This window comes from Arthrobacter oryzae (assembly GCF_031454875.1).
GTDB classification, from domain to species: Bacteria; Actinomycetota; Actinomycetes; order Actinomycetales; family Micrococcaceae; genus Arthrobacter; species Arthrobacter oryzae_D.
In genome coordinates this window covers 111,036-125,613 of record NZ_JAVDRQ010000005.1, presented here as the reverse complement: position 1 = coordinate 125,613, position 14,578 = coordinate 111,036, and the positions used below count along the sequence as shown (strand labels likewise).

Annotated in this window: 9 protein-coding genes; 3 read left to right on the top strand and 6 right to left on the bottom strand. The window is 64.1% G+C overall.

The features are described 5' to 3' along the window. Positions 1 to 11: 11 nt before the first annotated feature. Positions 12 to 4,109, top strand: coding sequence for an FtsK/SpoIIIE domain-containing protein (locus J2805_RS10555; protein WP_309975868.1), 4,098 nt, complete (start codon positions 12 to 14; stop codon positions 4,107 to 4,109). Here the strand turns inward: J2805_RS10555 and J2805_RS10550 are convergent. Continuing rightward, positions 4,066 to 4,437 carry a hypothetical protein gene (locus J2805_RS10550; protein ID WP_396134315.1) on the bottom strand — a complete coding sequence of 124 codons (372 nt, stop codon included), beginning with the start codon at positions 4,435 to 4,437 and terminating at the stop codon, positions 4,066 to 4,068. The two genes, J2805_RS10555 and J2805_RS10550, sit on opposite strands and share 44 nt — an antisense overlap. Before the next feature lie 375 nt (positions 4,438 to 4,812). Here J2805_RS10550 and J2805_RS10545 point away from each other — a divergent pair, with 375 nt between their 5' ends. Further along, the gene (locus tag J2805_RS10545; RefSeq protein ID WP_015937605.1) at positions 4,813 to 5,061 is read left to right on the top strand and encodes a WhiB family transcriptional regulator; all 249 of its coding nucleotides are present in this window, start codon (positions 4,813 to 4,815) and stop codon (positions 5,059 to 5,061) included. Positions 5,062 to 5,156: 95 nt separating this feature from the next. On the opposite strand, the gene J2805_RS10540 is transcribed toward J2805_RS10545, so the two are convergent. The 4 genes from J2805_RS10540 to J2805_RS10525 are packed head-to-tail and all read right to left on the bottom strand — an operon-like array spanning position 5,157 to position 13,523. Next, complete coding sequence (locus J2805_RS10540; RefSeq protein WP_309975866.1) at positions 5,157 to 6,626, bottom strand: sensor histidine kinase; 1,470 nt, start codon at positions 6,624 to 6,626, stop codon at positions 5,157 to 5,159. A gap of 34 nt (positions 6,627 to 6,660) precedes the next feature. Beyond that, on the bottom strand, positions 6,661 to 11,514 hold the full coding sequence (locus tag J2805_RS10535) for an NAD-glutamate dehydrogenase (RefSeq protein WP_309975865.1): 4,854 nt from the start codon (positions 11,512 to 11,514) through the stop codon (positions 6,661 to 6,663). Positions 11,515 to 11,571: 57 nt separating this feature from the next. Continuing rightward, positions 11,572 to 12,882: an AAA family ATPase gene (locus J2805_RS10530; RefSeq protein ID WP_309975864.1), complete on the bottom strand. Its 1,311-nt coding sequence runs from the start codon at positions 12,880 to 12,882 to the stop codon at positions 11,572 to 11,574. Then, entirely contained in the window at positions 12,879 to 13,523 is a 645-nt protein-coding gene (locus J2805_RS10525) for an SAF domain-containing protein (RefSeq protein WP_309975863.1), read from the bottom strand. The genes J2805_RS10530 and J2805_RS10525 overlap by 4 nt, the downstream gene beginning before the upstream one ends. 156 nt (positions 13,524 to 13,679) lie before the next feature. Between J2805_RS10525 and J2805_RS10520 the strand changes: the two genes are divergently transcribed. Then, positions 13,680 to 13,895 carry a helix-turn-helix domain-containing protein gene (locus J2805_RS10520; RefSeq protein ID WP_309975862.1) on the top strand — a complete coding sequence of 72 codons (216 nt, stop codon included), beginning with the start codon at positions 13,680 to 13,682 and terminating at the stop codon, positions 13,893 to 13,895. A 19-nt stretch (positions 13,896 to 13,914) separates the two neighbouring features. On the opposite strand, the gene J2805_RS10515 is transcribed toward J2805_RS10520, so the two are convergent. After that, positions 13,915 to 14,487 (bottom strand): hypothetical protein, encoded by a 573-nt coding sequence (locus tag J2805_RS10515; RefSeq protein WP_309975861.1) that lies wholly within the window; start codon positions 14,485 to 14,487, stop codon positions 13,915 to 13,917. Between the last annotated feature and the right edge of the window lie 91 nt (positions 14,488 to 14,578).

Below are 14,578 nucleotides of genomic sequence, written 5' to 3'. Positions count from 1 at the left end.
GAAAGTAACCGATGACGCTCCACTGCACGCTGGTCCGCGGACCCGACGCCGGCAGCCCCGGACCGCCGCTCGAACTCACTATCGAGGCCGGGCAGGGAACGGCCGGTCTCATCGTGCAGCAAGCCATTTCGGAGCAATTCGGCACCAGGGAACTGACCGTAAAGGGGCTGCCCTTGTCCGGCCTCGCAGTCGGAGTTCCTCCGTTTGTTACCGGGGCGGTCATCGCCGATGGAGCAGGAGATCGGTCGACGGCAACCGGGGACGCCACGGATACCGGCTTGATGATCGCCGTGCACAGCGGACCCGCCGCCGGAACCGTACTGCCGCTGCGGCGCGGCACCTACCGGATCGGCCGGAGCGGCACTGAAATCGCCCTTCCGGACGCTGCCCTCTCCCGTGAGCATGCCCGGCTCGAGGTGACAGACACCGCGATCACCATCACGGACCTCGGCAGCGCCAACGGAACCGTCGTGGACGGGAAGCGCGTTGACCACTCTGCGGTTTCGACCAATTCGCTGATCAGTTGTGGCGGTTCAACGCTGTCCATCTTTTATGGCAATCCGCCGGCAGGACAGCTTCCGGAGCGGGATGCTGCCGGATCCGGCGTCTCCGAACCCTTGAGGGTCCCGCACAGGGCCGAGGCCGGCAACCGGGGTGTCCTCTTCCTCACAGCGGCACTGCCGCTGCTCATCGGCGTAGGCCTTGCAGTGATCACCGGAATGTGGATGTTCCTGGCCTTCACAGCGGTTTCTGCTGTTTCCGTGCTCGTTCCCCTACTGACCGGCCGCCGGCAGCGGCGCCGCCTGAAGACAGCGGTGGCCGCCGCCGTGGAAGAAGACAGGGAACGACGACGCCGGTCCGCGCCGTCCGCCGCCGCGCTCGCCCTGAGGGCGGAACCCAGCCTTCGGCCCGGAGGAGGGGACGCACCGGACCCCCTTGGGCTGCGCCTTGGAATCGCGGAACAGCAGGCCAACATACGCCTCGATCCCGCCGATCCGGACTTCGAGGCACCGGCTGCCGGGCGCCTGCCGTTCATCCTGCAGCTTTCAGACCTAACCTTTGTACGAGGGCCCCGGCAGGACATCGCCGGCCTTGTCCGGTTCATTCTTATGCAGCTCACCAGCTACCGGGATTCGGCACGGACACGGATCCTGCTGCATGGCCGGCCCGAGTCCCTGCCGCTGACCGCCCGGTACCTCACCCAGGTTTCGCTGTCGTCGAACCTACGGACGACGATGGAACTGCTGGAACGCGGCATCGACAGGGGTCGGGAAACGGCCGTGCTGATACTGATCGACGGCGTCGAGGGCGCCGACGGAATTTCCGGCATGTCTGCGGCCGCCGTCAGCCGTGGATGGCAGGTTCTTGACTGCACCCGGGACAGCTCCACGGACGCGTCCACAGTCATCGAACTTGGTGGAAATGTCGCCCGGCTCACCGAGGCCGGCTCAACGAAAGACTTCCTTCCTGACCTTGTTCCTGAGCGGGTGTTTGACCGGTACTGCCGGGATGCGGCGCCGGCAACCGGGTCCAGCCCGGGCAGCAACCAAGGTGTGCCGCTGACCTGTGCACTGGCCGATGTCCTTCCGGCGTCAGCGGCGGACACGGCGGCCCGTTGGTTGGGCGGCCGCTGCGTGCCCGGACTGGCCGTGCCCATCGGAATGGCAGCCCAAGGGCCTCGCCTGCTTGACCTTGAGTCCGACGGTCCGCATCTGCTGGTGGCGGGAACCACGGGTTCCGGAAAATCCGAACTCCTCCGAAGCCTTGCGGCCGGGCTGGCGCTAAGCTATCCGCCGGATCGGGTCAACCTGCTCTTTATCGATTTCAAGGGCGGATCGGGCCTGGGACCCCTGACCGGCCTGCCCCATTGCGTGGGTATGCTTACGGACCTCACCCGGGATGAGCTGGACCGCTCGCTGGTCTCGCTTCGCGCCGAAGTCAGGCGCCGGGAGGAATTGCTGTCCGCCGTCCACGCTCCGGACCTGGCGGGCTATAGGGCGGCGGGGGAGGCAACCGGTCCGCTCCCCCACCTGGTCCTCGTTATCGACGAGTTCCGCATGCTCGTCGAAGACGCTCCCGAAGCGCTCACCGAACTGATGCGGATCGCAGCCATCGGACGGTCGCTGGGGATACATCTGATCATGGCCACGCAGCGGCCCCAGGGCGCCCTCACTGCGGACATTCGTGCGAACGTCACCACCAGCATTGCGCTGCGGGTCCAGTCTGAGATGGAATCGGTCGACATCATCAATTCACGGATCGCCGCCAGCATTGCGGTGGCCAATCCCGGTCGCGCCTTTCTCGCCCGCGGGACGGAAGATCCCGTCGAGTTCCAGGCGGCGTCTCTGGTGGGGGCCGCAGCTGAGCCCACCGTATCCGGTGTCAGGGTTCGTCTCGCCGCTGAGCCACTGACTGACATTGCAGGAGGACCTGACGGGCAAACGGACCGCGGGCCGCACCCGTCTCCGTCGCAGGCTGCGGCCCCCATTATTGAATCCATCGTGGAGATTTGGAACGGCATGGGCGGCACCGCCCCACACCGCCCTGTGGCTGTCCCGTTGCCCCGAGTGCTTTCCGATCCTGGGAGCCCGCGGCCCGACGATGACCCGACAGTGCCTAACCCCGAACCCGAACCATTAGGAGCGGGAACGGGTGGCCCCTCTCCCTGCGTCTGGTCCGTTCGGCTCGGCCTGGTGGACGAGCCCGACCGGCAACGCATCTCCCACCTGACGTGGCAGCCCTCAGGCCATGGCCACCTGGCACTGATTGGCGGAACCGGCAGCGGTGCCGACGACGCAGTGGTCCTGGCCGTTCAGCAGCTGATCCAACACGTCGAGGAGTCGCACCTCTATATCCTCGATGCCGCCAATACGTTCAGCGCCGTAAGCACCGAGCCTCGGGTGGGCGCCCTGGTTGGCCCGCATGAACTGCGGCGGGCCGTTCGCATCCTTGAACGGATTGCCATGGAACTGACGAAGCGTCTCAGTCGCCCGGCAGAAGAAGAAAGGGCTACGCCGCTTGTCCTGGTTCTGACCGGCTGGGGTTCGTGGCTTTCCGCGTTCAGGGCCGGCCCTCTGGCGTGGGCCGAAGACCTGGCCCACGATATCGTCCGGGATGGCGCCAGGGCTGGTGTCACGGTGCTCATCTCCGGGGACCGGGAAGTTGTGACCGCGCGCTACTTCGCAGCAGTTCCGAATCGTGCATTCTTCCCAACCGGCTCCACTGAAGAGAGCCGTCTCGCATGGCCGCGGATCCCGGACGTGGCTCGTATCCGAGGACGGGCGGTGGTGTTCGGCCCGCTCACCGGAGGCCCGGGCCTGGTGGCCCAGTTTTATGCAGGATCCGGCGCGTCAACGGCGCGGACAGCTGCCGTGACCGAGCTGGCAACCCGTCCATTCAGGGTTGAAGCCCTCCCCACCTGCCTGAGTGTGTCCGATGTCCAGGCACACACTGCCCGCCGAGCAGCGTCCCCTGTGGACGCAGGTCCTGCCGGAGGTGGCGGAACCAAACACCGCAGGATCATCGTCGGCATCGGCGGTGACGAACTTCTTCCGGCAACTATCCGGCTACCGCCGGCAAGTGTCCTGGCGGTTCTTGGCGGTCCAGGCTCCGGAAAAAGCTCGCTAATTGCGGCCATTCCCCAGCTGAACCCGCAAGTCTCCGAGTGGCTCTCCCCGGGAATGGAAGCCGGCCCCGACAATTATTGGGCACGCCTCCTGCTGCGGGCCGAAGCCGGCACACTCAGCAAGGACGCGGTCCTTTTGGTGGATGATGCGGACATACTGACGCCGGAGGCCACCCGGCAACTTGTACACCTTCATGGACTGGGGTGGACGGTACTGCTTACCGCCGGGTTCAGTCCGACCCTCGTTCAGCGGGTGCCCTTGGCGGCCCACGCCCGCGGGCATGGGACCGGAATCCTGATCGCACCTCGGAATCTCATGGACGGCGATTTCTTCGGTATTCGTTTTGACGTGGATCCCAGCCCGCCGCCCGGGAGGGCAGTCGTCATTTCCGATGGCCGGGCCATGCCGGTACAACTGGCAGCGGCAGCGGACGGCGGCGTCAAAGGGCAGGCGGCGCCCCACCGGCACGCGAAGCAAAGCTGATCACGCTCTTGTTGAACAACAGGATCAACGCGACAGCGGCCGGAACCAGCATGGCAAGGCCCGCCACCAGGTAACCGCCCGTGAGTGTCGGAAATCCGATCGTCAGCACAAACAACTGGGCCACCAGCGCCCCTGCACGGGGCCACCGGAATCCACGGAAGAGAAAGTAGGCCACGGCAAACAGCCAGGCGGAAAAGGAAAGGAGGAGCGCCAGCGTAAACACGGCGCCCCAAAAAGACAGCACTGGCGCACCAGTCGCCAGTTGGAGGGCATACCAGCCCGCGGCCACAAGAAGCGCCGTCGCTTCAACTGCGACGATCAGGCTCAGCACGCTGACTGTCCGTGGCCGCACCGCCGGGACACCCCGGGAATCAGCGCCGAGGGAAGCATCCAAACCGTCCGCGGACCCTGCCCCGTTGGGCTCTGGAGTGGGGTCGGAGGGGTTCTCTGGGGGTCTTGACACACTGGCACCCTACCGGACATAGTCGACTAGCGGGGAGGGCGCTGGCGACCTATGTGACGTATCGCTCACGCCTAAGAGGCACTTCTTAGACGATTACCCCTTGTTTACACAGCGTTAACATGACACGCTTAATTCAGATGACCAAGGGGACCCGGCAGGGTCCCTTTCTTATGTAGCCTCTAGTGAATATTTTCACAAGTGGCTTTCAACGAGTTCCCAGGAATGGAGTGACTGATCAGCATGGATTGGCGTAACCGCGCAGCGTGCCTCGAAAAGGACCCGGAGCTGTTCTTCCCAGTAGGAAATACGGGACCTGCTCTCCTGCAGATCGAGGAAGCCAAAAGTGTGTGCCGCCGTTGCCCGGTGGTGGACACCTGCCTCCAGTGGGCCCTCGAATCAGGACAGGATGCCGGCGTTTGGGGCGGCATGAGCGAGGACGAGCGCAGGGCCCTCAAGCGCCGCGCTGCACGCGCACGTCGCGCCTCCTGACCGGACACATTCTGCTTTAGATAGCTACACAAAAAGGAGCGCCCCGGACTCTACAGTCCGGGGCCGCTCCGTATTTAAGCAGTTGGAGCTCCTGCCTACCGATTCTGCAGGTTCAGGACAATTTGCACGGCGGTTCCGCCGCCATCGCGGGGCTTCCACTGGATGCTTCCGCCGAGTTCACTGGTCACAAGCGTCCGGACGATCTGCAGTCCCAGGCCCTCCACGTGAGGTGTTTCCGGCAGACCGACACCGTCATCAGCCACAGTTACAGTCAGCAGTTCGTCACCGTCGTCGCCCTCGGAGCGGTCGGCCAGAAGCCAGACAGTTCCGGTCCTGCCTTCCAGACCGTGTTCGACGGCGTTCGTCACAAGTTCGTTGATCACCAGGGCCAGCGGGGTGGCGAAATCGCTGGGCAGCTCCCCGAACAGTCCGGACCTGGCGGTCTTGACCTGTTGGGACGGCGAGGCGACTTCGGCCGACAGCCGGAACTGGCGCCCGATCAGTTCATCGAAGTCGACGCTTTGCGTGAGTCCCTGGGAGAGGGTCTCGTGGACAAGGGCAATCGTTGCGACCCGTCGCATGGCCTGCTCGAGCCCTTGTTTGGCCTCATCGCTGACCATCCGGCGGGACTGCATCCGCAGCAGCGCAGCAACTGTCTGCAAGTTGTTCTTCACCCGGTGATGGATTTCCCGAATGGTGGCGTCCTTGGTCACGAGCTCCATTTCACGGCGCCGAAGCTCGGAAACGTCGCGGCAGAGCACCAAAGCCCCGAACCGCTGCTGTTCGTCGCGCAGCGGGATGGCCCGGAGGGACAGGCTAACGCCGCGGGATTCGATTTCGCTGCGCCACGGCATCCGGCCGGTCACCACAAGCGGCAGCGTTTCGTCCACCATGCGACGGTCCCGCAGGAGTCCCGCTGTGACTTCGGCAAGCGACCTGCCTTCGAGGGATTCACCGTCGCCCAGGCGCCGGAATGCGGACACGCCGTTGGGACTGGCGTACTGCACGATGCCGTCGGCATCAAGCCGGATGAGGCCGTCGCCCACACGCGGAGCACCCCGGCGGGACCCGGTGGGCGACGCGAAGTCAGGCCACAGGCCGAGGGTCCCCATCCGGAGCAGATCGTAGGCGCATTGGCGGTATGTCAGTTCCAGCCGGGAAGGCATCCGTGAGCTGGACAGATCCATGTGCGTGGTCACAACGGCCAGCGTCCGGCCGTTCCTGACCATGGGGACAGCCTCAACCCGGAGGGCCATATCGCTGCTCCAGTTGGTTTCGCTGGACCGCTCAATGGTTCGGCTTCCCCAGGCCTTGTCCACGAGCGGTTGCAGGTCCGACCTGATCCCCTCCCCCACGAAGTCGGCGTGGAACACCGTATGCGTGGTGGAGGGGCGGACGTGGGCCAGCGCCACGTATCCAAACTCAGGATGCGGAAACCACAGGGCAAGGTCAGCGAAGGCAAGGTCGGCGACCATCTGCCAGTCGCCCACCAGGAGGTGCAGCCACTCGGCATCCCCCGGCCCAAAATCAGCGTGTTCCCTGATGGGGTCCGTAAAGATTGCCACTACACCTCCAGATTCGACGCTTGGGACAGGATCCCTAGCGTCGGACGATTGACCTCAAGAGCCTCAATGCTACCGACAGTGACGCCATATCGTCCGCTTCGAGCGAGTTGACCTCATCAAACATGCTCTTGGCACGTCCAAGCTGCTCGGCGTTCAAGCCCTCCCAGTCCCGGACACGGTCCTCCGCGGGGTTGCCGGACGGCGTCGACTCAAGGACCGACGTCGTAATGTCCGAAATGGTGGAGTAGAGGTCATCACGCAGGGCAGCGCGCGCCAGCGCCTGCCAGCGGTCCCGCCTCGGAAGCTTCGTAATCCGTTCCAGGAGGGAATCCGCATGGAAGCGGTCGAATATCGTGTAGTAAACGTGCGCGATACTTTCCACCGGCTCGGCGTTGGTATGGGCGATCTTGGCGATGTCCAGCAGAACGAAGCTTTCGAACAGTTCGGCCCAGCGATGGGCCAGATCCTCCGGAAGTTCCCAGCTCCGGGCCTTTTCGAGCCATGACGCAACGCGGGTGCGGTCATCTCCGCGGAGGTAGTCAAGCAGACGGGCACGCATCGGATCCATCAGCGGTTTGAATTCGCCCACGATCTCGGCGATCGGCCGGGAGCCGCTGCCTTGGCTGAGCACCCACCGGACCGCACGGTCCAGGAGCCGCCGGATGTCCAGGTGGACAGTGCTCCAGTGCTCCGTCGGGAAGGACGCAGGCAGTTCGTTGAGCTCACCCACCATGACGTCCAGCTCGTAGATTTCGCGGAGGGCAACGAAGGCCTTGGCCACCGCGGCTTCGTTGGCTGAGGTTTCTTCGATGGTGCGGAACGCAAAGGTGATGCCGCCGAGGTTGATCATGTCGTTGGCCACGACGGTAGCGATGATCTCGCGTCGCAGCGGATGGGTGTCAAGCTCGGCGTCGAACCTCTCCCGAAGCTGCTTGGGGAAGTAGGACCGCAGAGTCTGCCTGAACCACGGATCATCCGCGAGGTCGCTCTCGCGCAGTGCCGTCGCGAGTTCTATCTTTGCGTAGGCCGCCAACACCGAGAGCTCCGGCGAAGTAAGCCCCTGCCCCTGTTCCAGGCGTTCCCGGAGCGTCGCCGTCGTTGGCAGTGCTTCCAGTTCACGCTTGAGGTCTGCGGATTTCTCCAGCCAGTCCATGAGCCGCTCGTAGCTGGGACTCCACTCGGCAACACGGATACGGTCGTTCAGCAGGAGGATGTTCTGGTCAATATTGTCTTCCAGGACGAGCCGCCCGACTTCATCAGTCATGGATGCCAGGAAGTCAGCCCGCTCAGCGGAGTCGAGCTTGCCGGCGGCTACCATCCGATCGACAAAGATCTTGATGTTGACTTCATGGTCCGAGCAGTCGACACCGGCCGAATTGTCGATGGCGTCCGTGTTCAGGATGACTCCCTGAAGTGCGGCCTCGATGCGTCCACGCTGGGTCATGCCGAGGTTTCCGCCTTCGCCGACCACCTTGACGCGGAGGTCGCGGCCGTCAACGCGGATTGCGTCGTTCGCCTTGTCCCCTACCTCCGCGTGCGTTTCGGTGCTTGCCTTGACGTATGTTCCGATACCGCCGTTGTAGAGCAGGTCTGCCGGTGCCAGCAGAATCGCGCGCAGGAGCTCCGGCGGGCTCAGCTCGGACGTGCCGTCCGGCAGTCCCAGGGCCGCCCGCACCTGGTCGGAAACAGGAATGGACTTTGCCTGCCGCCCATAGACGCCGCCGCCTTCGCTGATTAGGGACTTGTCGTAGTCGTCCCAAGACGATCGGGGCAGTTTAAAGAGCCGTTCACGCTCTGCGTAGGACACGGCCTCATCGGGGTTCGGATCCAGGAAGATGTGGCGGTGGTCGAAGGCCGCGAGCAGCCGGATGTGCTTGGAAAGCAACATGCCGTTGCCAAAGACGTCGCCGGACATGTCGCCCACGCCCACCACGGAAAACGGCTCCGACTGCGTGTCGAGATCCAGTTCGCTGAAGTGCCGCTTAACCGATTCCCACGCGCCCCGGGCGGTAATTCCCATGGCCTTGTGGTCGTAGCCCACCGAGCCGCCGGAGGCGAAGGCGTCGCCCAGCCAGAACCCGTACTCCTCCGACAGGCCGTTGGCGATGTCAGAGAAAGTTGCCGTTCCCTTGTCAGCAGCGACCACGAGGTAGGAGTCGTTGTCGTCGTGGCGGACGACGTTGCCCGGCGGAACGACGGCTTCCCCTTCGGGAGTGGTGATCAGGTTGTCCGTGAGGTCCAGCAGGCCGCGGATGAACGTCTTGTAGCTCTCCACGCCTTCCGCCATCCAGGCCGCACGGTCGGCGGCAGGGTCCGGAAGCTGCTTGGCGAAGAAACCGCCCTTGGCTCCGGTGGGCACAATAACAGCGTTCTTCACTGTCTGTGCTTTTACAAGGCCCAGGATTTCAGTCCGGAAGTCCTCGCGCCGGTCGGACCAGCGCAGCCCGCCACGCGCCACCTTGCCAAAGCGCAGGTGCACGCCCTCCACCCGGGGCGAGTAGACCCAGATTTCAAACATCGGCCGGGGGAACGGAAGGCCGTTTATGGCGGCCGGATTGAGTTTGAAGCTGAGGTACGGCTTCTGCTGATAGAAGTTGGTCCGCAACGTGGCTTCGATGAGGTTCGCGAAGGTCCGCAGTACGCGGTCGGCGTCCAGAGTGGCAACCTGTTCGATGGCGGCTGCCAGCTCCGCACGGACAGCTGCCTGCCGCTCTGCCCGGACGTCGTCCCCGAGGGAGGGGTCAAAGCGGGCCGCAAACAGGGCGCTGAGGGCGCGCGTCACGTCGGGATTGCCGAGCAGGGTGTCGGCGATGAACCCAAACGAATTCGTGTTGCCCATCTGGCGCATGTATTTGGCATAGGCGCGGAGGACCACGACCTGGCTCCAGTGCATGCCCTCACGCAGGACCAGCCGGTCAAAACTGTCAGACTCCACGGCGCCTGATACGGCAGCGCCAAACGCTTCCGCCAGCAGTTGACCGGTCGCGAGGGGGGCAACGCCCGCGGGATACTTCAGCCCCAGGTCGTAGAGGAAATAGTCCCGCTTGTCCGCGGTTTCGATTTCGAAGGGACGTTCATCCAGGACTTCAAGACCAAGGTTGTGGAAGTACGGCAGGATTTGGCTGAGGCTCTTGGGCTCAAGCATGTACAGCTTGACGCGTGCGTCCTCTTCGAGCGTAGCTCCCGCCCCCTCCGGAAGGTAAACGTGCACTCCCGGCCGTTCCTGCTTGGCCCCCTCCGCGCGCTCGGCGGCTGCCCCGTACTTCTCGAAACGGGCTATGTCCGTCAGGGCATCTTCCACCTCGTAGTCGACGCGGTAACTGGCCGGAAAGGCCTCCGCCCACGCCGTAGCCAACATCTTGCTCTCATCGTCCGCGGCGGAAGCGCGCAGGACTTCCGTGATGCCCTCGCTCCACGACCGCGCAGCCCGGACAAGCCGTTTCTCCAGCTCTTCGGCATTGACGTCGCTGATGTCGGCATCCTTGGGCAGCCGGATGCGGAAGAAGAGTCGGGCCAGTGCGGATTCGGTCATCCTGGCTTCGTAATCGATGGAAACAGCGTGGAAGGTTTCGCGCAGCTCCTGCTCGATGCGGAGTCGGACGTTCGTTGTGTAACGGTCACGGGGAAGATACACGAGTGCGGACATGAACCGGCCGTAGATGTCAGGCCTCAGGAACAGCCGGGTGCGGCGCCGTTCCTGCAACCGCTGGATCCCGGTTGCCGTCGCAGCGAGGTCTGAAACCTCGATCTGGAACAGCTCATCGCGGGGGTACGTTTCGAGGATACCCAGCAGGTCCTTCCCCGAGTGGGAGTGCGGCGGGAATCCGGCTTTACGCAGGACTGCTTCGACCTTCTCGCGGACGATCGGGATGTTGCGGACGGAACCGGCATAGGCACTGGTTGCGAACAGGCCGATGAAGCGCTGCTCGCCGTTGACATTTCCGGCGGCATCGAAGCTCTTGACGCCGATGTAATCGAGGTAGGCCGGCCGGTGCACGGTGGAGCGGGAGTTGGCTTTGGTGATGACCAGCGCACGCTTTTCACGTGCCTTCTTGCGGCCTGCAAGGGTCAGGTGCTGGACGTGATGTCCATCCGCACCGCTGCGCAGGAGGCCGAGGCCGCTTTCCTCCCGGAGTTCCAGGACATCCTCCCCGGACTCGTTCACCAGATCGTATTCGCGGTAGCCGAGGAAGGTGAAGTTGCCCTCGTCGAGCCACCGAAGGAGGTCCTGGGCCTGGCGCAGCTCCTCAATCTGCGAAGGATTGGCCACGTTGTCCAGGTCCTTGGCGATCTGCAACGCCTTGTTGCGCATCTTGGGCCAGTCTTCGACAGCTGCCCGCACGTCCCCGAGCACACGTTCGATGCCTTCAATCAGCTGCCCGTGCATTTCCTCGCTGGCAAGGCCGATCTCTACCGCGATCCAGGACTCCATGTGGGAGGCGTTGTCACCTTGGGCAATCAGGTGCGAAAGGCTGGGCATGGCGGCGGTGTCGCCGCTGGAAATGCCGATGCTGGACGGAACCCGGTCCACTTTTGTCAGTTGCGCGGTCTCCCGGTTGCGTGTCACGACAAACAGCGGGTGGAGGACAAGATGGATTGCGGAGTTCTGACGAACGAGCTCGGCGTTGACTGAGTCCACCAGGAAGGGCATATCGTCCGTGACGATGTACACGACGCTTCGGTCAGCTTCGTCCACGATCTTGATGTTTGCCGTGCCCGGAACACGGACAGCGGCCACTTCGCGGTGAGTTTCGGCGCGGGCGGCCAAAACGTCAGGCGAATAAGCCCGGGCGTCCTCCTCCGCGAGGTGCTCGTAGTAGTCTCCGAGGTACCCCTCCCCGGCTCCGAAAATAACGGACTGATCCTCCACGCTGGACCCAGACGACATCGACAAACGCCTCCATCACAAGTTCGTAGCTGCCTCTTTGCAGCCCTTATGGCGAGCCTAGCCCTTAAGCCATCGCCTCGCTGTGGAAGATAAGACAGAGGATCGATGATTTCGCTGGACGGGTGCACAAACCAATTCTGCGATCGCCAGCCGGAGCCCTGAGTGCGGTGCAGCTTCCAGCAAGAGGGACCCCGACAACAGTGCCGAGTCCGTGGCCGCACTGTCCGAAGGCAGGAAGCCGGCGATGGCCGCCGATGGTCCGTACCTTTCCCAGGCGTCCCTGAGTTGGCGTTCCGGCGACCTTCCTGCCGCCGAGGCACGCACCTTGTTCAGGATCACCCGTGGAGCTGCCTGCGGGACGGCCGCCTCAAGCTCGGACAGGCCACGGACCAGCCGCGGCACCCCTATGGAGTCAGCCGACCCGACGGCATACACGGTGTCTGCAAGTTCCAGGCTCCGTAGGGTTGCGGCGTTCCTGCGCGGAGCCATGGTGTCGAAACTGAGTTCCTCGTCCGCCTCCAGGCAGAATCCCGTATCCACGACGACGTAGTCAGCAGTCTCCCGGGCTTTCGCAAACACCACCCCAAGGGCGGACGCGCGCAACTCGGTCCAGCGGTCAGCACGCGTAATCCCGGTCAGGATCCGGAGCGTCCCGGATTTGAGGGCAACAGGGGTGGCAACCTTCAGCAGGGCGCCGGCGTCCAATTGGCCCAGGTCAGCCAACCTGCAGGCCTGCGCCAGCCCTGCAGACTCATCCAGGAGTCCCAGCAGCCCCGCCACACTCGCCCCATAGCTGTCGGCATCGATCAGGACCACCGAGTGACCGGCTGCGGCCAGCTCACCTGCCATATTCGCCGCCACGAGAGTCCGGCCGGGAGATCCTGCCGGACCCCAGACCGCGATGAGCTTTCCGGCGCCGGACGGCTCCGCCGGCACGTTGTCTTCTGCGCCAGGCTGGGTTCGGATGGCCGAGCCTGTATCCGCATATCCGCTATCCCCCGCCTGAAAGGGTTTGGGGCGTGACCACTGCTCCACCGCGCCCGAAATCCTCCCGGCCAGCGCCGCTGAATCCACGCCTGCCGGCGCTGCAGTGACACCGATCGACAATAGCCTCGCGGTTTCCGATGCGCTGTCGGTCAGCGCGACAATTACCACGCCGACGGCGGCAAGCCGATCCACCAGCGATGCAGTCAGCTCATCACTGCCTTCTGCGACGACAGCCGCCCGGGCAAGGCCGCTCTGGCAGGCGGCCAGCAACTCCGTCAGTTCCGAGCACCTCCTGACCACGGTGACAGGTCCGTGCAGTCTTTCCAGACCGCCGACCAGGTCTTCCCGCGACTGTCCGACCGTGACTACCGGAATGCTCATTGCGTGCCACCGCCGGGGTTCCAGACGACGGAAATCCTGGCCTTGTTCGCTTGGGCGCCCAGCAGCTTCGGCATCTGCTCGTCCGTGACGAGCACAAGTACAACAGTGGACCGGGACGAGCCCAACGTGGTTGATCCTGGCGTCACTTCAGCAATTTCCGCACCGGGAAGGAGCAGCTTCGGTTCGCTGAATCCGTTGCGGGAGTCCGGGAGGGCGACCCAGACGTCCACGCGCGAACCGGCGGCGGCCTGTTCCGGCAGGGCCTCGTCTATGGTGATTGCTACCGGCTTGCGGTTAAGCGCATCGGGCCTGCCGAGGCTTGCCCTAGGGACCAGCTGGTCCGGGCCAATGCGCTGCACAGCAACCATGCCCTCGGGCAGTCCTACCTCGGCTGTGACATAGTGCGATTCCACGTCGCCGAGCCTAACCTTCACCCGGCTGACATTCTCGGCGGTCACCTTCTCCCCAACGGCAATTGGCCCTTTCGCCGCGTACACTTCCGTGGTTTGGTCGGCAGCACCAACCAGGGACACCACACCCGCTACCGAAGCCAGGACCAGCAGGAAACCGAGCAAGAGCCGGGGATCCTTCCAAGACGGCTTCTTCAGCCGAACCCCTGCGGCCGTTGTGCTAGCACTCATCCGTACTGCTCCCCCCATCGGTGCTGACCGGACCGGTTCACGCGCCGGACTCCCTCATTGTTACGGCAAAACAGCGGGATCGAAAGTCAAACCACCAAACAGCGCCAAACTGTGGATAACCGCATCACTTGACGCCACTGGTGGCAAAATAGAAGCATGCCCCGATTCCTAACCCTCGCAGACGTAGCCGAACAGTTGCAGATCAATTCCCCGGCAGCCTATGCACTGGTCCGAAGCGGCGAGCTCAAGGCCATCCAGGTCGGCGGCCGCGGGCAATGGCGTGTGGAAGAAAAAATGCTGGAGCAATACATCGAAGAGCGCTACGCGGAGGCGGAGCGCATGATCCAGGAAACGAAGTCCAGGTCCGTCTGAGTCACAGGCACGTCCGGCTTCAGAGCTCGGCGCCGCGCAAGGACTTTAACGCAGCCAGCGCGCAGAATGGCACCGTGGCCACTTCGCTCACGTTGCGCGCCCGGCGGGGTTCCCCGGGCCGGGTCAAGGCCAGATCGAAATAGTCCCGCCCCACGCGGTCGATGACGCCGCTCAGCCCCGCCACCGCTTGGCCAGCGCCGATCAGGAACACTGAGAGGTTGGCCCTGTCCCGCGCCAAGCCACGCAGTGCGCTGGCGAGGCCAAGTTTCCGCCTGACGGATGACGGCTCCGCCAGGGCGACCCTACCCAGCCCTTGATAACGGGAGGCCGCAGCATAGGGAATCAGCACCTGATGATACGGATCGCTGAGGACCAGGCTCTCTGCACCGACATGGGTCAGTGTTCCGTCGAAAAATGACCCGGACACCAGATGGACTCCGACCCTGAGCCCCCGGGACCCGCGTAGCCTGTCTGCCAATTCCACCCCGGCGACGTCCGCCCGGGAGCGCTCAGCGATCTCCGCCTCGAGCTCCAGCCGGTCCGCCGACGCCAGCTGCGCCTCCATGTCATCAAACAGGGCATCCCACCGCATGCCGCAAATCTAGGCCCCTCCGGGCGGAGGGTCAATCCACAGCTGGCCGCCGGCCCTATAAAAACAAATCACTGGACAAAAGTCGATATAA

Excerpts from the sequence above, each read along its gene's own strand:
- J2805_RS10555 (WP_309975868.1), top strand. The coding sequence starts at position 12 with ATGACGCTCCACTGCACGCTGGTCCGCGGACCCGACGCCGGCAGCCCC.
- J2805_RS10545 (WP_015937605.1), top strand. The coding sequence starts at position 4,813 with ATGGATTGGCGTAACCGCGCAGCGTGCCTCGAAAAGGACCCGGAGCTG.
- J2805_RS10535 (WP_309975865.1), bottom strand. The coding sequence starts at position 11,514 with ATGTCGTCTGGGTCCAGCGTGGAGGATCAGTCCGTTATTTTCGGAGCC.
- J2805_RS10530 (WP_309975864.1), bottom strand. The coding sequence starts at position 12,882 with ATGAGCATTCCGGTAGTCACGGTCGGACAGTCGCGGGAAGACCTGGTC.
- J2805_RS10525 (WP_309975863.1), bottom strand. The coding sequence starts at position 13,523 with ATGAGTGCTAGCACAACGGCCGCAGGGGTTCGGCTGAAGAAGCCGTCT.
- J2805_RS10520 (WP_309975862.1), top strand. The coding sequence starts at position 13,680 with ATGCCCCGATTCCTAACCCTCGCAGACGTAGCCGAACAGTTGCAGATC.
- J2805_RS10515 (WP_309975861.1), bottom strand. The coding sequence starts at position 14,487 with ATGCGGTGGGATGCCCTGTTTGATGACATGGAGGCGCAGCTGGCGTCG.